22 protein-coding genes are annotated in these 22,069 nt (G+C 43.6%); 4 read left to right on the top strand and 18 right to left on the bottom strand.

The genetic code is table 11. The features are described 5' to 3' along the window. The coding region (locus PLH26_RS08540; RefSeq protein ID WP_324585593.1) for an OPT family oligopeptide transporter at positions 1 to 1,618 on the bottom strand (1,618 nt) is incomplete at its 3' end. A 103-nt stretch (positions 1,619 to 1,721) separates the two neighbouring features. Continuing rightward, on the bottom strand, positions 1,722 to 2,591 hold the full coding sequence (locus PLH26_RS08545; protein ID WP_324585594.1) for an HAD family hydrolase: 870 nt from the start codon (positions 2,589 to 2,591) through the stop codon (positions 1,722 to 1,724). Between the two features lie 249 nt (positions 2,592 to 2,840). On the opposite strand from PLH26_RS08545, the gene PLH26_RS08550 reads away from it, so the two are divergent. Continuing rightward, positions 2,841 to 3,146, top strand: coding sequence for a DUF3630 family protein (locus tag PLH26_RS08550; protein WP_324585595.1), 306 nt, complete (start codon positions 2,841 to 2,843; stop codon positions 3,144 to 3,146). Between the two features lie 170 nt (positions 3,147 to 3,316). On the opposite strand, the gene PLH26_RS08555 is transcribed toward PLH26_RS08550, so the two are convergent. The 13 genes from PLH26_RS08555 to PLH26_RS08615 form a co-directional block, all read right to left on the bottom strand. Then, positions 3,317 to 3,679: a hypothetical protein gene (locus tag PLH26_RS08555; RefSeq protein WP_324585596.1), complete on the bottom strand. Its 363-nt coding sequence runs from the start codon at positions 3,677 to 3,679 to the stop codon at positions 3,317 to 3,319. A 60-nt stretch (positions 3,680 to 3,739) separates the two neighbouring features. Beyond that, a complete protein-coding gene (locus tag PLH26_RS08560) occupies positions 3,740 to 3,991 on the bottom strand; it encodes a hypothetical protein (RefSeq protein ID WP_324585597.1) in 252 nt (83 codons plus the stop codon). Between the two features lie 171 nt (positions 3,992 to 4,162). Continuing rightward, entirely contained in the window at positions 4,163 to 5,092 is a 930-nt protein-coding gene (rsgA, locus tag PLH26_RS08565; protein WP_324585598.1) for a ribosome small subunit-dependent GTPase A, read from the bottom strand. 14 nt (positions 5,093 to 5,106) lie between these two features. Next, complete coding sequence (gene hemH / locus PLH26_RS08570; protein ID WP_324585599.1) at positions 5,107 to 6,159, bottom strand: ferrochelatase; 1,053 nt, start codon at positions 6,157 to 6,159, stop codon at positions 5,107 to 5,109. Between the two features lie 70 nt (positions 6,160 to 6,229). Next, on the bottom strand, positions 6,230 to 7,504 hold the full coding sequence (hemL, locus tag PLH26_RS08575; protein ID WP_324585600.1) for a glutamate-1-semialdehyde 2,1-aminomutase: 1,275 nt from the start codon (positions 7,502 to 7,504) through the stop codon (positions 6,230 to 6,232). A gap of 45 nt (positions 7,505 to 7,549) precedes the next feature. After that, on the bottom strand, positions 7,550 to 7,969 hold the full coding sequence (locus PLH26_RS08580) for a four helix bundle protein (RefSeq protein ID WP_324585601.1): 420 nt from the start codon (positions 7,967 to 7,969) through the stop codon (positions 7,550 to 7,552). A gap of 17 nt (positions 7,970 to 7,986) precedes the next feature. Next, a complete protein-coding gene (hemB, locus tag PLH26_RS08585) occupies positions 7,987 to 8,961 on the bottom strand; it encodes a porphobilinogen synthase (protein WP_324585602.1) in 975 nt (324 codons plus the stop codon). 361 nt (positions 8,962 to 9,322) lie between these two features. Beyond that, complete coding sequence (hemF, locus tag PLH26_RS08590; RefSeq protein WP_324585603.1) at positions 9,323 to 10,291, bottom strand: oxygen-dependent coproporphyrinogen oxidase; 969 nt, start codon at positions 10,289 to 10,291, stop codon at positions 9,323 to 9,325. Between the two features lie 50 nt (positions 10,292 to 10,341). After that, a complete protein-coding gene (hemE, locus tag PLH26_RS08595; protein ID WP_324585604.1) occupies positions 10,342 to 11,391 on the bottom strand; it encodes a uroporphyrinogen decarboxylase in 1,050 nt (349 codons plus the stop codon). Position 11,392: 1 nt separating this feature from the next. Continuing rightward, the gene (locus PLH26_RS08600; protein ID WP_324585605.1) at positions 11,393 to 12,094 is read right to left on the bottom strand and encodes a uroporphyrinogen-III synthase; all 702 of its coding nucleotides are present in this window, start codon (positions 12,092 to 12,094) and stop codon (positions 11,393 to 11,395) included. Then, entirely contained in the window at positions 12,081 to 13,058 is a 978-nt protein-coding gene (locus PLH26_RS08605) for a hydroxymethylbilane synthase (RefSeq protein ID WP_324585606.1), read from the bottom strand. Before PLH26_RS08605 ends, PLH26_RS08600 begins: the two co-directional genes overlap by 14 nt. 55 nt (positions 13,059 to 13,113) lie before the next feature. Further along, the gene (hemA, locus tag PLH26_RS08610; RefSeq protein ID WP_324585607.1) at positions 13,114 to 14,352 is read right to left on the bottom strand and encodes a glutamyl-tRNA reductase; all 1,239 of its coding nucleotides are present in this window, start codon (positions 14,350 to 14,352) and stop codon (positions 13,114 to 13,116) included. A gap of 248 nt (positions 14,353 to 14,600) precedes the next feature. Then, positions 14,601 to 15,563 carry a helix-turn-helix domain-containing protein gene (locus tag PLH26_RS08615; protein ID WP_324585608.1) on the bottom strand — a complete coding sequence of 321 codons (963 nt, stop codon included), beginning with the start codon at positions 15,561 to 15,563 and terminating at the stop codon, positions 14,601 to 14,603. 287 nt (positions 15,564 to 15,850) lie between these two features. Here PLH26_RS08615 and gyrB point away from each other — a divergent pair, with 287 nt between their 5' ends. Both gyrB and PLH26_RS08625 read left to right on the top strand, forming a co-directional pair. Next, the gene (gene gyrB / locus PLH26_RS08620; RefSeq protein ID WP_324585609.1) at positions 15,851 to 17,833 is read left to right on the top strand and encodes a DNA topoisomerase (ATP-hydrolyzing) subunit B; all 1,983 of its coding nucleotides are present in this window, start codon (positions 15,851 to 15,853) and stop codon (positions 17,831 to 17,833) included. A gap of 106 nt (positions 17,834 to 17,939) precedes the next feature. Continuing rightward, the gene (locus PLH26_RS08625) at positions 17,940 to 18,149 is read left to right on the top strand and encodes a hypothetical protein (RefSeq protein WP_324585610.1); all 210 of its coding nucleotides are present in this window, start codon (positions 17,940 to 17,942) and stop codon (positions 18,147 to 18,149) included. Positions 18,150 to 18,188: 39 nt separating this feature from the next. Here the strand turns inward: PLH26_RS08625 and porT are convergent, their stop codons facing one another. The 3 genes from porT to PLH26_RS08640 all read right to left on the bottom strand — a co-directional run bounded on the left by porT (position 18,189) and on the right by PLH26_RS08640 (position 20,961). After that, positions 18,189 to 18,932, bottom strand: a complete 744-nt coding sequence (gene porT / locus PLH26_RS08630) for a type IX secretion/gliding motility protein PorT/SprT (protein ID WP_324585611.1) — start codon at positions 18,930 to 18,932, stop codon at positions 18,189 to 18,191. Continuing rightward, positions 18,905 to 19,648 carry a bifunctional demethylmenaquinone methyltransferase/2-methoxy-6-polyprenyl-1,4-benzoquinol methylase UbiE gene (gene ubiE / locus PLH26_RS08635; RefSeq protein ID WP_324585612.1) on the bottom strand — a complete coding sequence of 248 codons (744 nt, stop codon included), beginning with the start codon at positions 19,646 to 19,648 and terminating at the stop codon, positions 18,905 to 18,907. The genes porT and ubiE overlap by 28 nt, the downstream gene beginning before the upstream one ends. A gap of 707 nt (positions 19,649 to 20,355) precedes the next feature. Further along, positions 20,356 to 20,961: a DNA-3-methyladenine glycosylase gene (locus PLH26_RS08640; RefSeq protein WP_324585613.1), complete on the bottom strand. Its 606-nt coding sequence runs from the start codon at positions 20,959 to 20,961 to the stop codon at positions 20,356 to 20,358. A 98-nt stretch (positions 20,962 to 21,059) separates the two neighbouring features. Here PLH26_RS08640 and PLH26_RS08645 point away from each other — a divergent pair, with 98 nt between their 5' ends. Continuing rightward, positions 21,060 to 21,821 carry an EI24 domain-containing protein gene (locus tag PLH26_RS08645; RefSeq protein WP_324585614.1) on the top strand — a complete coding sequence of 254 codons (762 nt, stop codon included), beginning with the start codon at positions 21,060 to 21,062 and terminating at the stop codon, positions 21,819 to 21,821. Positions 21,822 to 22,069: the final 248 nt, after the last annotated feature.

Raw genomic sequence — 22,069 nt, forward strand, 5'->3', positions numbered from 1 at the left:
CCAGGTTAAACGACAGCACGCCTTTTATTAGTGTAGCCATTAACGTGGCCTGCGGGGCCGCGTAGGTGCTTTGGCCAATGGCATGATGGATGCCCTGCGCTACCATTTCGGGTGTGGGAGTGTCCAGCACTTTTATGGTTACACCTATTGCCAGCGAAGAAACGATAACACCTATAAAAAGTGCCAACTGCTGGTAACGCGGGGTAGCACCAATGATATAGCCGGTTTTAAGATCCTGAGAGGTAGCTCCGGCATTGGCCGCGGCTATACATATCATTCCACCTACAACAAGTACCATAGGCTCATATGATCTGCCCGTCCAGCCCACCGCTATAAAGATCAGGCAGGTGCCTAAGATGGTAGCTATGGTCATTCCCGAAATAGGATTATTGGAAGAACCGATCAGGCCAACAATGCGGGAAGAAACGGTTACGAACAATGCGCCGAACACTACAATGAGCATGCCTACCAGCAAACGGCTTATGAAATTATCGCCCGGTATGAATGGCAGAACAGACACGATGAGTACAAGTCCCAGACTTCCGAAGCCGACTATTTTCAGGCTCAGATCTTTTTCGGTGCGGGATTCTTCGGCGGCCGTATTGCCTGCATTTTTATTTTTTAAAGAGCCCAGACTGCTTTTGAATGAAGAAACAATAGTCGGTAAAGTTTTCAGCAGTGTTATAAAGCCTCCAGCTGCAACAGCGCCTGCACCGATCTGCCGCACATACGCCCAATAAATAGCATCTGAAAAATCGGCAAAAGTATGGGTATCGGGGTTCCAGCCGCCTTTGCCTCCGCCGGTACTTACATCAGCGAGTACTCCAAGCTTTACCAGCTGGGCAGCAATGGCATCGGCAGGTACGAGTGTAGCCAGTAATGGGATCAATACAAAAGAAGCCAGCACGCTGCCTGCCACCAGCACGCCACCTATTTTGGGACCTATGATATAACCTACGCCCAGGTATTCAGGTGTTATTTCGCCACTGATCTTGGCTGAGGGAAGAAACTTATTGACCTGCTTTGTCATGAACGCAGGCGTTTCAGCAATTACATGAACAATTTTTTGTAAAAAAGCGTACAGCAGTGCAAAACCCAAACCCACAAAAGCCGTTTTGGCAAAATCGCCACCCTTTTCACCCGCTTTCAGCACAGCAGCGCAGGCCGTTCCTTCGGGGTATGGAAGTGTATCGTGCTCCTTTACAATTAAAGGACGCCGCAATGGTATCATCATTAATGTACCCAGTATGCCGCCTAATATGGCCAGCGTAAGAATGGTTAAATAATTGAAATGATCTTCATTGGCCTTATCACTTAAAAATAAAAATCCCGGCAACGTAAATACAACGCCTGCCGCAATGCTTTCACCTGCCGACCCTGTGGTTTGAATGATATTGTTCTCAAGCACAGTGGTTTTTAAAAATAGCCTGCTGAGCGTTATAGCCATCACAGCAATGGGAATGGAAGCAGAAACGGTGAGCCCGGCTTTAAGCGCAAGATAAACCGTGGCGGCGCCGAAAATGATGCCAAAAGCCGAACCGGTCAGCACTGCCTTAACGGTAAACTCGGCCATTTTGGTTTCAGGAGCTATAAAGGGCCTAAATTGTTTTTCAGGCATCGTTTTGGGATTTTGCACAAGAAAGATAAAGAAAAAGAGTGGATTTGGATTGACCGTGCCTGCACAGCCATTGGCATTTTTGTATATGTCGGACAATTATAACTTACCGGATCTGTTCATTGACAAGGCTGAAATGCTGCATCGCTTCCAGTATGCCTCCTGCGCCTTCTTCTTTTGCATGATAAACAGCATGCCAGTCGGAGGTTTGCTCTAATAGCCCGGGCTCGGCATTACCCACCACTACTCCTTTATAACCCGCTGCAAACAATGAAAGGTCATTGAATGTATCGCCTGCTACCAAAATCTTTTCCTCAGGGAACCGGCATTGCTTTGCCAGCATTTGCAGGGTATACCCTTTATTGATCCCTTTGGGCAGCACATCAACGAATTTACCGGCCGAAAACAGCAGGTCGCAATCCAGTTGTTCTACCTTATGCTTCAAATCATCAATATCTGTATGCTCATTAAAAAAATATGAACAACGTCTTTGCTGTGGTACATTTTGTGGCAACAATCCTTTTACACCAGCCAGTAATCCGGATACCATTTCTTCACCCGGCCATCTTTCTTCAATCAGAGACTGTATGGGTTCAACAGCATCAAGCGTATTGCCATTTACAACTGTGGCGCCTACATCACAAATAATGATCTCGGGCTTTGGCATAACGGGCTCATTAAAAAGAGGCAGGATAGTAGCCAATCCCCTTCCGCTAACAAAAACAAGCCGGATGGCTTTATCATCATTTATAATGCGGTACAACTGCTCTTTCTGTACAGGTGTTCCTCCTAAAAAAGTGCCGTCAAGGTCGGTAGCCAGTAACATCTTCGTTCTCTTTTTGTTATAATTATCAGGGGCAAATATCCTTTGTAAAATGATATATGCATTTTCTTTTTTAAAATCGTCTACGCTAACTGATAAGCAGGATAACTCTGTTTTAACAGCTTTTAGTATACCCGATATACCAAAAATCATCCTGAACCGTTTTTATTGGTAAAAACAAAACAGGAAACCAACACCAACGCTCAACCATAATGCCATGAAAAAAATGATCATTTATGCAGCATGCAGCCTATTGTTTGTGTCGTATATATACGGATGTTCACCAAAATACGGGTGCCCGGCCAATGGCAAAAGTGTTGGCGCTGAAAGAATTTTGAGCGGTGAAAAAGCACCAAAAGCAAAGTCTTTTAAACATTAGTTTCACCATTTAAAAATATAGCTATGAACCTGACCCTGCGTAACGATTATGGCTGTACCGAAGCTGTAATTGATGAAAACTGCGGCTTCGATAAATTTTATGGTGTGGCCGGTTTGCTGGCCGATAAATTACAGGTACAGTTTACCAACAAGATCGATGATCTTGATACATCTTACTGGGACTTCAATTACAACGGGCATAAATTAACCCTGCACTACAATATTTATGATGGTGTATCCATCTTACCTGTGCGGCTAAGGCGGGCCGCTGCAAAAGACAATGAAGCGATAAAGGAGCTGGCCGGGGTTTTGGAAGATCATTTGAAATAATGGCAGGCACAAAGGCAGCAGAGTGATCCCTGCCCGTTGTAAATGTCATGTAAATCCCGGAATGACACATTAAAGGTGAAATGCCCGCATCTCACCTTCAAATAGCAATAAACATCATAAACCGCAAAACCAGCAAAGAAGCCGCTGTGGACTTGCGTAAGTCTTGTACATTAAGAGCCCAGAAAGAACTTTACCCCAACTGTCCATAACGTGGAACTGCCCAGCCCTATGCCTGCATTAAAACCATTGGATTTGGTTTTTGTTTCCAAGGTTTGATTATCGGAAGTCTTGCTGCTGCTGTAACCCACGCGGAATAAATCATTTAAGCCGGTTTCTATATGCATTTTAGGCGTTATGGCATAAGATATGCCCGGATAAAGGTTAAGCCCGATATCAAATCCATTGTTGTTTCTCTCTACAGCAGGACTATTGTTGCCTGTATTGCGGGTTTTGCCTTTTGTAACATCTGCTCCCAACCTGCTTTGCAGAAAAAGATAAAATCCTGAATTGCCAATATTTTTATATCCTCTCATGAATGCACCAATACCATAAGAATCATTATCTGTTTTATATACAGCATTGCCAGGGGATTCCTACTTATTGAAAGAATTTCCATAAGTAATGTCTCCTCCAACAATAAAATTCTGCTTTATAGCTTTGGCAAATAACGGTGCTGCATTGAAGCTGCGGCTTGTGTTGATTGAGCCTCCACCCGGGCCGGAATCATACTTCTGAGTAATAAAGCCAATATTACCGCCCAACACCGTAGTTCCTTTTTGTATTTGACCATTCACGGCAGACATAATTATAAAAGCGATCAGGAAAAGAAATGTAAATTTTCTCATAGATTTTAATTTTAAAATGAAAGAATGAACAAATATTGATACTGCTGCTCAAATAAAATTTTAGCAACAGCTTCTTTAACGAAAGTTTACACTAACAAAATACAAATGTTGCAAAACGAAGCAGCGTTTACAGAAGTGCGTTGCCTGTTTCATTTCGTTTTTGCTGCGGTGCTATTTGTATTCTTTGTCGTTGATGGAGTCAAGTATATTATAATAGCTCACATAGCGTTCAACATTAATTTCCCCACTTTCTACAGCAGCTTTAACTGCACAGCCGGGCTCATTGATGTGTAAACAATTGTTGAACTGGCACTCACTGATGAGTGGCCGCATTTCAGGAAAATAATGTGAAAGCTCCTGTTTTGAAATATCCACCAGCCCGAATTCACGTATCCCCGGGGTATCAATTACCCTTCCTCCAAAAGGCAGATCATACATTTCGGCAAAGGTAGTGGTATGCAGGCCCTTTCCGCTCCAGCCGCTTACCTCCTGCGTTTTAAGTGCAAAGGAGGGTACCAAGGCATTGATGAATGATGATTTTCCCACGCCGGAATGGCCGCTGACCAAAGTGGTTTTATGCCATAAAATCTTTTGTACTTCCTTTATTCCTTCGTTTTTTTCCACACTCATCAAAATAACAGTATATCCTATTGCCTCGTACATTTCTTTTCTTTCTTCAAACTGAAGCCTTTCTTTCTCCCTGTGCAGATCAGATTTATTAAATACAAGCACCGCGGGTATATGGTATGCTTCGGCAGCAACCAAAAACCTGTCTATAAAACCCTGCGATGTACGTGGTTCCCTGAGTGTGCAAACCAGCAAGGTTTGATCAATATTGGCCGCAATAATATGATGCTGGTATTTATGGGAGGGAGATTGCCGGTTTATATAATTGCGGCGGTCGTGTATACGGGTAATGACGGCGCTCCGGTCTTCGCCATCTTCTATTTCAATATCTATTTCGTCCCCTACTGTTACCGGGTTGGTAGAGGTGATGCCCTCAAGTTTAAACTTACCTTTTATCCTGGCATTGTACAATGACCCGCTGCTGGTTTTAACCACATACCAGCTTCCTGTAGATTTGTATACCAATGCTTTCATGAAATGAAACTGGTTTAAAAGATCATGCTGCGCTCACCATCCGAATATTCTTTGATCCATAATGCGATGGCATCCACCCAGGCAGTACCGGTATTCATACAGGGAATAAAAGTAAAGGATTCGCCTCCTGCATGCAAAAAGGTTTCTCTTCCTTCTACTGCTATTTCTTCGAGGGTCTCCAGGCAATCACTCACAAAGGCCGGGCAAAGCACTATTATTTTCTTTTTGCCCTCTTTTGGAAGTTCTGCCAAACGTATATCGGTAAAAGGTTCCAGCCATCCTTTTCCCAGCCGTGACTGAAATGAAATGCTGTACCTGTTTGCAGGAATGTTTAATTTTTCGGTTATGATCCGGGTGGTTGTAAAACATTGATGCCGGTAGCAAAAAGCATGGGCAGGAGAAGCCGTTTGGCAGCAGTCGGGGGTTTGCAAACAATGATTGCCGGTAATATCGGATTTGCGTATATGCCTGCCCGGTACGCCGTGGTAGCTGAACAATATATGATCATACTCCTGCTGCAGATAAGGACTGATGCTTTCTGCCAATGCCTGTATATAATGCTTCTCATTGTATACAGGCCGGATAAAGGAAAGCGAAAAAGAATACTTTCCTTTTTTATGTACGGTTTTGGCATGCTCCACGGCTGTTTCATACGACGACATGGCGTAGTGCGGGTACAGGGGTATAGCGATCACTTCTTCCAGTTCGGGCAACCGCTTTAATAAATTATCATAGGCCCGTGCAACAGACGGCTTGCCATATCGCATGGCTATTTCTACCGGCTCTTCCAGCCTTGCCTGCACCGCCTCCTGCAGCTGCTGTGTTATTACAATAAGAGGGGAGCCTTCTTCGGTCCATATAGAGCGGTAGGCTGCTGCCGACTTTGCCGCCCGAAAAGGCACAATAATGCCCCCAACCAGCAGCAAACGTTTCAGGTAACTGTAATCAATTACTCTCCTGTCCATTAAAAATTCCATCAGGTAACGGTATACGTCTTTTACTTCTGTTGAATCGGGTGAGCCAAGGTTCATCAATATTACTCCACGCCTGGCTGATGTATTTGTCATGTTTTTATATACTTACTTTGGTAAAAATAGTAAAAAGGTCACTCAGGGTGACCTTTACCGATATGCTGGATCAAAAACGGGACGCCGCCTCAATGGTACGGTCCAGGTCTTGATAGGTAATGGCATTACTTATGAACCAGGTTTCAAAAGCAGAGGGAGGCAAATATACACCGGAATTCAACATATGATGAAAAAACTTATTAAATATTTCAATATCTGATCCCGACGCCGAGTTAAAATCCACAATTTCATGATCGCTGAAATGCACACTGATCATACTTCCCATGCGATTGATGTGAAATGGATGTGATTTGCCTTTCAATACTTCTGTCAACCCTTTTTGCAAGTAAATACCTTTGGCCTCCAGCTCATCATATATATCCGGGTTGGTATTTAACTCTTTGAGCAGGGTATAACCTGCTATCATTGCCAACGGATTGCCGCTCAGGGTACCAGCCTGGTATACGCTTCCCAGGGGCGCTATATGTTGCATGATCTCTTTTCGGCCTGCAAAAGCACCAACCGGCATACCGGCTCCAATTATTTTTCCATAGGTGATAATATCGGCGTTGATCTTCAATTTTTCCTGGGCGCCTCCTCTTGCCAGCCGAAATCCTGTCATCACCTCATCAAAGATCAGCAAAATGTTCTCCCTGTCGCAAATCTCGCGAAGCCCTTCAAGATATCCTTCTTCCGGCAAAATGCAACCCATATTGCCTGCTACGGGCTCAATAATAACAGCAGCAATTTCATTTTGGTGCTCTGCTACCAACTTCTCTACTGCGCTTATATCATTGTATGCACAGGTAAGTGTGTCATTGGCAACGCCTGCCGTTACGCCCGGCACTTTTTGAATATTAAAGGTGGCTACGCCACTACCTGCTTTTACCAGAAAGCAATCAGCGTGGCCATGATAGCAGCCTTCGAATTTTATAAATTTATTTTTTTGTGTATACCCGCGCGCCAGTCTTACAGCGCTCATGCAGGCTTCGGTACCACTATTCACCATCCGGATCAGGTCAACATTGGGCGCCATGCTTTTGATCAGTTCGGCAATTTCAATTTCCAGCTCGGTAGGCGCTCCGAAAGAAGTAGATGCCGTGGCTTTGTCCTGTATTGCCTTTATAACAGGTTCGTGTGCATGGCCTAAGATCATCGGCCCCCAGGAGTTGACGAAATCAATATATTCATTGCCATCAACATCGTATAAATAAGCGCCTTTGGCCTTTTCGATAAAGACCGGAGTTCCGCCAACACTCCTGAATGCCCGTACAGGAGAATTTACACCACCGGGGATGGAATGTTGGGCACGTTCAAATAAAGATTTGCTGGACTGGTAGATCATTTCTTATCGTGAGAGGTGAGAAGATAAATGTGAAACTTTGCAAAGTTATTGCTTTTCCAATGTTATCATCCTTGAAAGCATCGCAAAACATTTGTTCAACAAGCTACTTACTATACTCAGGTCTTTAATATCAAGATACTTCAGGTCTACAGCAGTTTCCAGTATAGCATCAGTCTCAACTACAGATCCACGTGCTACCTCATAATATCTTCGTCTTTCAACAAAAGAGTTTCTGGTTGATCCTTCAGCCATATTTAATTTCACAGATAAAGCTGCCCTGCGTATTTGTTGAACCATATTAAATTTTTCTTCATTCGGCAAATGCAAAGAGATTTTGTATATCTCGTTCACTAAATTCCTGATAGCCTGGTAAACATCCAGCGATTTCTGTTTTAATTGAATGAACATAGGTTGCAATTTTAGAGTATAGAAAATAAATGTATCAGCAAATATAATGTCAGGCATGAATATATTTTCACGTCTCACGTCAACATCCCCGCCGCATCTTTTGCAAAGTAAGTTGCAATAAGATCTGCACCCGCCCGTTTGATGGCAGTAAGGCTTTCTATAACGGCTTTTGATTCATCAAGCCAGCCCATTTTTGCAGCGGCCTTTATCATAGCATATTCACCACTTACATGGTAGGCGCTTACAGGAATAGTTACGGCATTCTTCACTTCGCGGATGATATCTAAGTAAGCCATAGCAGGTTTTACCATAACAATATCGGCACCTTCTTCTATATCCATTACGGTTTCTTTTATGGCTTCAATACGGTTGGTATAATTCATCTGGTAAGTTTTTTTATCACCAAAGCCGGGCGCACTGTCTAAAGCATCCCGGAAAGGCCCGTAAAAGCAGGATGCATATTTGGCGCTATAGGCCATGATGCCCGTGCCCGTGAAATTATTTTCTTCCAGTGCTTTCCGGATCGCCCCGATACGACCGTCCATCATATCGCTCGGGGCTATAAAATCTGCGCCTGCAGCAGCATGGCTTACACTCATTTTCACCAAAGCTTCCACTGTTTCATCATTCACGATCTTGCCGTCTTTTACAATGCCATCATGACCGTATTCAGAATAAGGGTCCAATGCTACATCAGTCATTACGATCATTTCCGGCACCGCATCTTTAATGGCTTTAATGCTTCTTTGCATCAAACCGTTTTCATTCCATGCTTCTTTGCCGGTATTGTCTTTCCACTCATCCCTGCATTTTACAAAAAGCAAAATGCTTTTAATGCCCATGCTCCAAAGGGTTTTTATTTCCTTGATGGTGTTGTTGAGCGAATGGCGGTAGTATCCCGGCATGGATGGAATTTCGTAAGAGATGTTCTCACCTTCATCAATGAACAGGGGCGCAACAAAATCATTGGGAGTGAGTACTGTTTCCGCCACCATGCTGCGAATGGCCGCATTGCTGCGAAGTATGCGGTTTCTGCGTTGTAAATACATTTTTGATTTGAAATTTATGATTTATGATTTTAGATTATTTTTTTTTAAACGTCATTACGAGACCCTGCATGATTTAATGATTTTATACTATTTCTACGGGCCGAAGCCTGCCTGCCGGCAGGTAATCTCCCGGTTTGGCGGTGGACTACTTTCTTTAAACAAGCTGCCGACTCCGCTTCGGGGGGCTTGCCTGCTGCCGACAGGCGGGCTTTGGCGATCATGGCTCTTCTAACTCCCGGCGGTCGTTTACGCCTCGCAAAGACGGGCCTTTTCCCACCTGTATTTTATTTGCTTCTTGTTATTTGTCTTTTGGTTCTTCTTTTTCGGATCTCGAAATTCCGGCTTCGGGCTTCTTTCAACCTCACACCCACTCTTTCGGATGCAAACAAACCTGCAACAGCCTGTCTTCTTCACTTCCCGGTTCCGGCCGGTAATTGTATTCAAACCGTACCGTGGGCGGCAGGCTCATTAAAATACTTTCAGTTCGCCCGTTTGTTTTTAGCCCGAACAATGTTCCCCGGTCGTGTATAAGGTTAAACTCAACATAGCGGCCCCGCCGGATCTCCTGCCAGTGCTTATGTGCTTCGCTCCATTTTGTATGTTTTCTTTTTGCTACAAACGGTATATATGCATTGATAAAGCAATCGCCATTAGCCCGCTGAAATGCGAACAAACGATTGGCGTCTTCTTCATTTTGGGGGCGCAGGTAATCGTAAAATACGCCACCGATACCACGCATTTCATTGCCACGATGGGTATTGGAAAAATAAGCATCGCATTGCCGTTTAAACTCAGGGTATAAGCCTTCGCCAAAGGGAAGAATGGCATCACGCAATGTTTGGTGAAAATGCTTTGCATCTTCTTCAAACAAATAATAAGGAGTAAGATCAGCACCACCTCCAAACCACCTGTCCATTATCTTTCCTGATGCATCATACAATTCAAAGTAGCGCCAGTTGGCATGTACAGTGGGTACGAAAGGGTTTAAAGGATGTATAACAATGCTGAGCCCGCAGGCAAACCAGTTGTCGCCACTGATCTTCAACTGGCTTCGCATCGCATCGCTCACTTTTCCATAAACAACCGATGAGTTCACACCTCCTTTCTCAAATACATTTCCGTTGGCTATAACCTTTGTTTTTCCTCCTCCGCCTTCTGCGCGGTTCCATTTATCCTCTGTAAACACGGCTTTCCCGTCTTCCTGCTCCAATGCTTTGCATATGCGATCCTGGAGCTCATGTATATAACTGATCCAACTGTCAGTGGTGAGTAGTGAGTAGTGAGTAGTTAATGATTCGTCAATACCAGACGACAGGTTATCGGTTTTCATTTCTTACAGTTTGTTTAATACAGCTCACGCCAAATACAGCCATTCAGGTATTAATTGAAATGCGTATTGTTTTTCCCGCTGTTGCCCCATTCCTTGACCGTATCTACGAACACCCGTGCATGATCAACAGGTACATTGGGCAATATACCATGCCCAAGATTTACAATGTACCGTTCACCGCCAAAAGCAGCGAGCATTTCTTTTACTTCCTTTTTAATGACCGCCACAGGTGAAAGCAGCTTTGCGGGGTCAAAATTTCCCTGCAAAGTTACTTTATTGCCGGCTAAGCTGCGGGCCGTTTGCGGACTGATGCACCAGTCTATACCCAACCCCTGCGCGCCGGTTGCAGCCATGGACTCCAATGCATGCCAGGCGCCTTTTGCAAAAATGATAACAGGTACTTTATCTTTTAACCTATTTACGATCTGCCTGATGTATTTCAATGAAATGGCTTCAAAATCCGCAGGCCCCAATAATCCGCCCCAACTGTCAAAAATTTGTATCACATCCGCACCCGCTTCAACCTGTGCCTCAAGATAGGCTATGGTTGTGTCGGTAATCGTTTGCAAAAGTTGATGCGCCAGCTGAGGCCGGGTATAACAAAATGCTTTGGCCTCATCAAAGGTTTTACTGCCTTTGCCCTGTACCATGTAACACAAAATTGTCCACGGTGCCCCTGCAAAGCCGATGAGGGGTACACGATCATTCAATTCCTTTTTGATCAATCGTATGGCGTCAAAAACATATTGCAGTTTTTCATGCACATCGGGTATGGATAACCGTTGAAAATCTGCCTCTGTTCTGATGGGATCCGGTAAAAACGGACCTTTGCTTTCGATCAGCTGCACTTCAAGTCCCATGGCCTGCGGCACCACCAGGATATCCGAAAAAAGTATAGCGGCATCCACGCCAATGATATCTACAGGCTGCAAAGTAATCTCGCAGGCAAGCTCCGGGATCTGGCAACGCTCAAAAAAGCCGTATTGCTCCCGCAATTTCATATACTGCGGCAAATAACGGCCTGCCTGGCGCATCATCCATACGGGCGGCCGCTCCGCCGGTTTACCAACAAGCGCTTTTAATAACAAATCGTTCTTCATATCATTTAAAATAATCTGCAACCATCTCCAGCATATTGGATTCTGCCGGCCATTGACTGGTGATCACTTTATTACCGCAATAAGATTGTATTGCAGCAGTAGTGCTTTCGCCGATGGAAAACAATACAGTATGCACAGGTATGGTATTTGTCGAAAAAAAACTATCTGCCGCACTGGGACTGAAAAACAATATGCCCTCATATTCCATAGTTGTGATTACGGGGGTTTCTATTGTCCGGTAAACCAGCAGTTCATTCACTTTTATGTTTGCAGTACCCAGTCTTTCCGGTAAATGGTTCATTCTTCTGTTGCCGCAAAAAAACACTACTTCCTTTATTTCGCCGTAAGCAATTATCTTTTCAGACAGAAGGATGGCATTTTTAGCATCAGCAATAATGGAGGATGCGTCAAAAAAATACAACAGGGCATTTTTGGTGGCTCCGCCAATGCTAAAAATTTTCCAGGGAGGAGCAGCAATGGTTAATCTTGATGTAACCACGTTAACCGCATTAATGCTCGTAAAAATAACGGTTGCAGGTTGCAGGGCGAGGGACTGAATGAAGGCATCCGTTTCCTGCGAAACATCCGGAATGATTTTTATAAAAGCGTTTGCCTCCACATCCATATCCTGCAAGCCGGCTTTTTGCAACAATTCACTGTTCAGGAGCCGTGTTGATAATATTTTAATTTTATTTCCCGCCATTCCGGATAGCTTCAATTATTTTATCACCGCCATTGGCTATAATTTCCAAAGCCGCCTCCCTGCCTAAATCATCAGTTTTATTTAACTCCACCTTTCTTTCTGTTTCAATTTTTTCTTTTCCATCAACCGAAACTATACTCCCCTTAAAATGCAGGGACCCATTTTTAATTTGCGCCAATGCGCTTATGGGCGTCGAACACCCTCCCGATAATGCGCGCAAAAAGTCTCTTTCGACTCCGGTGCACATATCTGTATATTCATCATTTAATGCGGCAAAAGCATCTCTTAACCATTGATCTTCCCTGCGGCAAACGGCCGCAACGGTTCCCTGGGCCGGTGCAGGTAACATCCAGTCTAGCTCGATGCCCGTTGACGGGCGCAGGTTAATCCGGTCCAAACCTGCGGCAGCAAAAATGGCACCCTGCCACCGGTTTTCCCCCAACTTCCTGAGCCTGCTGTTGATGTTCCCCCGAAGGTTATCGATGCGGTGATGCGGATAGCGGTGCAACCATTGAGCCTTGCGGCGTATGCTGCTGGTAGCGATGGTAAAGTCTGGAATGCTGCCGGGAAGATTATCCGGTTTCTCCAGCCATTTCCCTGCGGCAAAACCCAGCTCTTCTTCCAGGAAAGCTGTTCCCGCTTTGTATATTAAAATGTCTTTGTATGAATCCCGTTTGAGCACTGCCGCCTTCACAATCCCTTTTGCCAGTTGTGTGGGAACATCTTTATAAGAATGTACTGCAACATCAATTTTCTTTTGAAGCAGCGCGCTATCCAGCGCTTTGGTAAAAATGCCCTGCACGCCTATTTCGTAAAGCGGGACAGTGATGTTAATATCCCCTTCGCTCTTTATATACAACAACAGCGAATCAATACCCTGATCAGCCAAAAGGGATTGTACCTTTTTTGCCTGCCAAACCGCCAATTCACTCTCGCGGGTGCCAATTTTTACTGTATGCTTCATGAATCAAATATTCTTAAACAGAGATCTTTTAGAAAAGAGGGACCGCTACCTTGTATTATGAAGGATTCATTTGCAGGTACACATTGATTGTACTGATGTACTGACAGCCTTTAGCCGTACGTGTGCGCAGATCTACGGCAAGCGTTTTTACTGCTTTCTGAATTCGTGCATCCCTAACTTCTTTTTCCATTTTATCGGCGGTTACGCAGGAATGTGTTGCGCTTAATTCGTATAATTTGGATTTTACCTCGCCCAGGAAATGGCGATGTAAAAATATTTTATGCCATTCTACAAATTCACCCAGGGTTTCCTGTATAATATCCAATGCTTTGGGCACTTCCGCCTTTCGCATAGCAAAGGTATCGTCCAAAATAACCGATATTTCATCCACATCCATTAAAGTGGCATCCGGTAAAGATTTTACAGCGGGATCAATGCTTTTAGGTACCGAAAGGTCTAAAAGCAGCCTGGGCTTTTGCACTGAAAAAAATGAAGGAATGATATTAAATGATTCAGCAGTTGTGCTTGCAATCAGCACATCACTTTCATTCGCTACAGTGCTCAGCGTTTCATAGGGCACACACTCCAACCCATATTCCCGGGCAAATGCTTCGGCTTTTTGATGTGTACGATTTGTAATACGTATGGTTGCTTCCGGAAAATAAGCATGGATATTTTTAGCCACATTACGGCCAAATTTACCTGCGCCAACGAGCAAAATATTTTTGCGTTCTATAGCCGCTACTTTTTCACGTATCACCTCAATCGCCGCATAAGCTACTGAAACGGTGCCGGTGCTTAAACGGGTTTCTGATTTTATTCTTTTTGAAGCCTGAAGCGCAAAATTCACGAGGCGATCCAGCAATGAGCCCATCAAGCCTTTTTCGCGGGCATATTTTGTTGCCTTTTTTAACTGCATCAAAATTTCATAGTCGCCGAGAATCTGGGAGTCCAGCCCAGATGCAACCTTAAACAGGTGCATTACAGCAGCCATGCCCTGGAAAACATAACCGTGCTGTTTGAAGCCGGAAACAGCATTGCCCGTAGCTTCACACAACATGCCGGTCAGCCATTCGGCAGGGGCAATGCCATACACTTCGGTTCTGTTACAGGTAGAAAGAACAAAAATATCTTTTATGCTTTTTTGCAATGCATTTTCGGCGATCCTGTCGTATGTTGCATTAGATACGGCGAAATTACTGCGGGTGGCAGTATCGGCATTGTGGTAGTTAATGCCGATTACAACAAAATTGTCTAACCCGCTACAAACATCGTATGTACAAGAGTTTAGCATAAACAGGTGCAAATGTAACAGACAACAGCGATCTTAGCGTCAGTGTATTGTCATAAAATGGTCATCTCTGTATCAACCGTTCAAAATCATTTATTCAACTGATTAAAATCAGGATATGGAGAGACTCAAAGAACCAAATCACAAAAAACAAGAAACAAATAAAATTCAAATTTTAAATCCGCAGCCGAGAATTCGAAACCCGAAGCGAAATGCAACCATAAATTTCAAACCATAAACTATAAATAGCATTATCTCAGCAGCAACTCACAAGGCTTTAAGCCGGTATGCTTTTTAAACGCAGTAGAAAAATGAGATATAGAGGAATAGCCCAGCATAAGTGAAACTTCGGTTACGCTCAATCCCTTTTCATATAAAAGATATTTCGCGTGTTCCATACGCTGGCTCTGGTAAAAATCAAAAATAGTGGTGCCAAAAATTTCTTTAAATCCTTTTTTCAGGTAGCATTCATTAATAGCTACTTTCCGGCTCAGGTCTTTAATGGTAATGGGCTCACCAATGTGCTCCAACAACACTTCCCTTGCTTTCAGGATCTTATCCCTGTCGGATTCATTGGCAAGGAACTTACAGCTAAAAGTCTCTTCCTCTTTGTCGCCCAGCATGCATTCGAGGCTATACAACAACAGCATCTGGGTTTGTGCATTAATGTATATATTCTCGAAGCTTTCGGTATAAGTATTGCTTAAAAGACTTTCCAGTATCACTCTTACCCTGCTGCAAAGCGGGAGGATCTTTGTAAAAGATGAAGGATGTTTAAAACAAAGCACATCGTTGGTAAAACTGAAAGAACGGGGGCTTTTTACGAACTGCAATAAATGTTCAGGCAAGAATGTAAAATTCATTACATCAATCGTATCTTCTTTTTCCGAACAGACTTTTGTAAGCCCATTCCTGCAATTAAGACATTCCTGTTCCTTTCCTCTGCAATACACATTTCCGCTCACACAAAATCTTAGTTCCAGATAGCAGGCAGCGGGTTCGTTTTTCTTATAATGGTATACCATCATCCCCATATCCTCGGCATTCCACTGGGGAATGCGGCTGTATCGTTTTATGCTGTATTGAACTGCTCCGGGAGTTTGACGTTCTTTTTCATGTAGTATATCCAACGCCTCCAGCATTACCGGGCGCTTCTGTGCCAAATCCAATATGTTGGGTACCTGCAGCATATAATTTTGCAAATATACATTCATAAGTCATTAAAAAGGCAAAGGCAGGAGTTATGACTGTCTTGTGACCAATAAAACACAGAAAATAAGACCGGGGATACAGCCTGAAGAGATAGGGGGCGCATTGCATTTTTACCGGTTTCAGCCGCGTAAAAATATGCCGCCCTGAAGGCGCAAAACATCCAAAACGGGCTAAAATCACGGTCGCCTGCAGGGTCGTAAAAAAGGATATTAAAATTGCCCGTGCAGGCGAATATCAGTACCTTTGCACGAATATTTTTTTGATCAGCAAAAGTGATTCGGAACGATTTATGAGCAATGACACACAGGCTTTGGCCTCTCCTTCTCCCATAACCGGCTACGGTGCAGACAGTATACAAATTCTTGAAGGCCTTGAAGCGGTTCGCAAACGTCCGGCGATGTATATCGGCGATATCAGCACCAAGGGTTTACATCACCTGGTATACGAAGTTGTAGACAATTCCATTGACGAAGCATTAGCCGGATATTGTAAAAATATCTCCGTTACCATTCATGAAGATAATTCCATAAGCGTTGAGGATGATGGCAGGGGTATACCCACGGGAATGCATAGCAAGGAGAAGCGCAGCGCACTGGAAGTAGTGATGACCGTACTGCATGCCGGCGGAAAGTTTGATAAAAACACCTACAAGGTTTCGGGAGGATTACACGGCGTGGGTGTAAGCTGTGTGAATGCATTAAGTTCTACCCTGCATGCAACGGTATGGCGCGATGGAAAGATATTTGAGCAGGAATATCATACAGGCATACCGCAATACCCTGTGCGTGAAACAGGTGAAACCGAAAAAACAGGCACCCTGATCCGTTTTTGGCCGGATCAAACTATTTTTATCGTATCTGTTTATAACAAGGATATCCTGGAAGCCCGCCTCAGGGAGCTTGCTTTTCTTAATAAAGGATTGTCCATTGTTCTTAATGACCTGCGTGAGAAGGATGACAGCGGCAATACCTACAGCAAAAGGTTTCTCAGCGAAGGTGGTATTGCTGAGTTTGTAGAGATACTGGACAAAAACGGCAACCGCCAGCCCCTGCTGCCCAAAGTTATTTACGGTGAAGCGCTTGAACCTGTAAGCAATGTAGCGGTAGAGGTAGCCATGGTTTACAATACCGGTTACCAGGAGCATATTTTCAGCTATGTAAACAATATCAATACCATTGAAGGCGGCACCCATGTGTCTGGTTTCCGCAGGTCTATTACAAGAGTATTTAAGGCATATGGCGAAAAACAGGGACTTTTTGAGAAGGCCAAAGTAGAAATTGAAGGAGACGACTTCCGCGAAGGGCTGAGCGCTGTTATTTCGGTAAAAGTACCCGAGCCACAGTTTGAAGGGCAAACCAAAACCAAATTGGGCAACAATGAGGTAATGGGGGTGGTGGACACTACTTTAAGCAGGGTATTGGAAAGCTATCTTGAAGAAAATCCTAAAGATGCCAAAACAATCATTTCCAAAGTGATCCTGGCCGCCCAGGCCCGTGCGGCAGCCAGAAAGGCGCGGGAACTGGTTCAACGCAAAAGCGTGCTGACCGGTGGGGGATTACCGGGTAAACTGGCAGACTGTTCTGACCGGGATCCTGAAAAATGCGAGCTTTTCTTAGTTGAGGGCGATTCTGCGGGCGGAACAGCCAAGCAGGGCCGCGACAGGCGCTACCAGGCAATACTGCCTTTGAGAGGAAAAATACTGAACGTAGAAAAAGCAATGGAGCATAAGATCTATGACAATGAGGAAATCCGCAATATATTTACGGCTCTGGGTGTAAAAGTAGGCACTCCGGAGGATCCCAAAGCATTGGATATATCCAAACTCCGCTATCATAAGCTTATTATTATGACCGATGCGGATGTGGATGGCAGCCATATCGCTACCCTGATCCTTACTTTCATTTTCCGGTATATGAAGGAATTGGTGGAGCAGGGCTATGTTTATCTTGCTATGCCGCCGCTCTACCTTGTAAAAAAAGGAAAAGAATCGGGATATGCCTGGACAGAAGAGGAGCGCAAAGCCCTGGTAGAGAGGATTGGTGGAGGAAAAGATGACAGTGTAAGCGTACAGCGTTATAAAGGCCTGGGAGAAATGAACGCTGAACAGTTATGGCAAACCACTATGAACACTGAAACCCGCACCCTTAAAAAGGTTACCATTGAAAGCGCGGCTGAGGCAGATCGCGTGTTCAGTATGCTGATGGGTGATGAAGTGGCGCCAAGAAGAGAGTTTATTGAATCGCATGCCAAATACGCAAATCTCGACGTATAGACAATTTTAGCATTTATGGATGGTGAAATATTATTATCTTAGAATAATAATAACTTGTTTATCCATAGAATAAGTCATTACTTTACTAACCACCAAATGTAATTTTATGTCAGACAACGCAACTTTAACCGCATACAATGTAAAAACCAAGGAAAAGAACGTGCCTATCCTTGACGCTGTTATTACAAAAACCTCAAAGGGCGCTTATATGGCACAGGGACATGATGGTAAAGGAAACAAACTTACCACATTACTGGGTGAGGCAAAGGCTTTGGCTGCCATTGCAGCAGGAACTGCTAAAAAGGGCTGGGAGTAATCATAATCAATATAATAGCTGCCTCATTTAACCGGCTTATTATAACATGCCCCCACCTTCAAAATGAAGGGAGAACAGGATCATTCTGGAATTCAGCTTGTCAATAATATTGGAGTATTTGAGCGAGGGGTCTTTAGCGTGCACATTATTAAGTCCGCTGCTGATCTTAATTTCAGGAGATACGATAACATATTTATTAAAGAACTGAAAACCGATCCCGGCCTCTACGCCGAAGTCGGTTTTTTTAACTTTCAGCAGGTTATCCGAGTTGGAAGTGCCGGAGTTGGATGCCAGATCGTAATCGAATTTTATCCCTGCAAGCGTATATACCCTGAAATTTCCAATGCGGTCACTTTTTAATCTTACCTGCAGGGGCCAGCTCATTACAATAGATTCTACTTTCTGTGTTTTTTCCAATACGCTTTCACCCAGGTCGGGATATTTAAGGTCGTAACGGAACTTTTTTTCACTGAAAATCAGGTTCAGTGGGTAGAAGCGGATATCCCAGCGTTTCGACACCTGCCAGTTGGCCATAATACCCAAATGGATCCGGCCGCTGTTTACTCCATTTACACTCTGTATGCTATCCTGGCTCAAAAAAGAGGAAGCATGAGAAATATGATAATGTGAAGTGTTATAACCGAGCACTATACCGAAGTAGTACGGCTTTTCATCGTGATTGGGAAGATTAATGTTACCGCGGAGCTGCGCAAAGGAAGGCGTAACAAAACCCGATGCAACAATAACCGCAACAATTATTTTACACCGCAATAAATACTGCAAATACCCAGGCTTAATTTTTTGCATGATGTGTGTCGGAATCCAACGTTGTTTAAAATGTCCACAAAAGCTTTTCCCTCCGGGAATCCCTGCACCGACTTGTTAAGATACTGGTAGGCCTTCCTGTTGCTTGAAACAATGGAAGCCATCTGCGGCGCTACAATTCCCACGTACAAATTGTAAAGTTGTGTTATGCCTGTTATTTTAGGTTTTGAAAATTCCAGTATTACCAGCTTACCACCCGGCTTCAATACTCTTTTTATTTCTTCAAGTCCCTGCTCCAGGTGCTCAAAATTCCGGACGCCAAAGGCTACAGTAACTGCATCAAACGAACCGGCGGGAAAGTTTATTGCTTCACTATCACCACTTTGCAGGTCAATATACTGCTCCAGCCCTAACTTTAACACTTTCTCTCTGCCTATCTCCAGCATTTTCTCCGATATGTCGATACCGGTTATTTTATCGGGTTTAAGCAATTCATATGCCATGATGGCGATATCTCCTGTTCCGGTGGCAACATCCAGTATAATTTTAGGCTTTTCTTCTGCCAATTGCTTTAACGCCTTTTTGCGCCAGCCAATATCTATGCCGGCAGACAGGAACCGGTTCATAAAATCGTAGCGGAATGCTATCCGGTTAAACATTTCAGCAACCTGCTGTTTTTTTGTTAAACCCGATCCTTTATACGGAACTACGCTATCGTGGTCAAATTTCGTCATCCGGGCAGCAAAAGTAAAACAATAATGCAGATGAATGCAGATTTATTGCTGCATGCAGCGCTGAATTGAACCCAATCTTAACGTGAATTTTTTGGATGTTATCTTTTCTGTTTTGAGTATTTACCACATAGAAGCATAGGTACACGGCACACATAGTTTTTAAATATAACCCCATGTTTTCCTATGACCCTATTGTGCCTATGTGTCAAAGCTAAATCGGTTTGTTATTTTTCTGTTTTGGGATATTTACCACATAGAAGCATAGGAACATAGGCACACATAGTTTGAAATATAATCCTATGTTGTCTTATGGCCCCTATTGTGCCTGTGTGTTGAAGCAAACCAGTTTGTTATTTCTGTCTTTTGGATATTTACCACATAGAAGCACGGGCACATATGATTTTTCATATAAACCTATGTTCTCCTATGATCCTATTGTGCCTATGTGTTGAAGCAAACCAGTTTGTTATTTCTGTTTTTACCACATAAAAGCATAGGAACATAGGTGTACACATAGTTTTTAATATAACCCCATGTTTTCCTATGACCCTATTGTGCCTATGTGTTGACGCTAAATCGGTTGCCATTTTCTGTTTTTTGAGTATTTACCACATAGAAGCATAGGAACATAGATACACATAGTTTAATATAGTCCTGTCTCCTATGATCCTATTGTGCCTATCTGTCAAAGACTACCAAAACAGCAATCACTGTCTTCTTCCGCTTACATATATGTTATCCCTGATAAAAAAACGGTAGGGCAGCAACGCATCTTCACCGGCATAATCCACTCCTATACGGGTGGTAGCCACAATATCTTTCTTCTTAAGTGCATAGCCATCATCTGCAATAAAAACAGCTTCTTCCAAAAGGCTGATCCCGCTGTGCGATACCAGCAATCCAAGTGCTTTGGATACATTTCCTGGGCCTGAGGTTAAGGTACGGTCGGCCTTTATCTTTCCTGTTCTTTGCAGCATGGTGCTTATTCCTTCGAGCGGTTCCACTGCTCTTACCAGTACGGCATGCGGCGTGTCTTTTATATTGGTAACAACATTAAACAAATGGTGAATGCCATAACATAAATATACATACCCTTTACCTCCCTCCTCGTACATAATTTCTGTACGGCGGGTTCTCCTGCAGTTCCATGCATGCGAAGCCCTGTCGGTAATTCCGCGATAAGCTTCTGTTTCAACGATCCTTCCCGATGTTACCGCGCCATCCCATTGTGTAACCAGCACTTTACCCAATAATTCCCTGGCAATGTTCACTACATCCGCACGGTTATAAAAATAATGATCCAGTTTCTTCATCCCCGGAAATTAAGCAAAAGAATTTCATTAAGTTTGATCATTGGGATCAGCCCCGGCTTACCAAGGCAAGTTCACAAAAATCATTTAAAAAAGATCATTTGCTCAAGGAGATTATAATAGCTGTTCAATCGTACTTTAAGGCACACCAGTTCATCCGTAAGCACAACCTGTGGAAATGGATCATTATTCCGGGGTTCATTTATGCCCTGCTTTTTGTGGTGAGCATGTATTTTTTCAGCAAAAGCGCCACCTATGTAATTGAGCTGCTGAGCATTAAAACAGGTTTAAAAGTATGGGTAGACAAAATGCAGAGCAGCCTGCTGGGCTTCTTCTTTGCATTGGGGGGTATAATGATCTGGCTGATATTGATGATGCTGTATTTTTCATGGTTCAAATACATATGGCTGATCGTGGGTTCGCCATTGTTTGGATACCTGAGTGAAAAAACGGAATCCATTATTGAAGAAAAGGATTATCCTTTTAGTTTCCGGCAGTTGCTCAAAGATATAGGACGGGGCATACGCCTGGCTTTGCGCAATGCATTATGGCAAACGGTATATGCTTTTACACTGCTTATCATTTCTTTTGTGCCCATATTGGGCTGGATAACACCATTGATCGTTTTGCTTATAGAGTGTTATTATTACGGATTTTCCATGCTCGATTACAGTTGTGAACGTCAAAAGCTATCTCCCACACAAAGCATTGAATTTATAGGAAAACACAAAGGGCTTGCTATTGGAAACGGACTGATATTTTATTTGATGCACGGATTGATAGGAATAGGCTGGGTGCTGGCGCCTGCCTATGCGGTAATAGCAGCAACACTGAGCCTGTACCATCCAAAAGAAGGGGAATGAACCATTGGTGATTTCAAATTTTAGATTTCAAACCTGTCCGCCGTGGCGGATTTCAAATCAAAAATATTCATGACGCCCGGTACAAACAACGGAACTGTTTATTTAATTCCTTCTGTAATTGATGATCGCGCACCCGCAACCATACCGGCATATATTGTGGATGCTGTTAAAACCTGCAGCGTATTTTTTGTTGAAAATGAAAGGACCGCCCGGCGCTTTTTAAAAAGCATCTGGAAAGAAATGGTGAT

Origin of the sequence: Agriterribacter sp. (genome assembly GCF_035444585.1) — a bacterium.
GTDB lineage: Bacteria > Bacteroidota > Bacteroidia > Chitinophagales > Chitinophagaceae > Agriterribacter.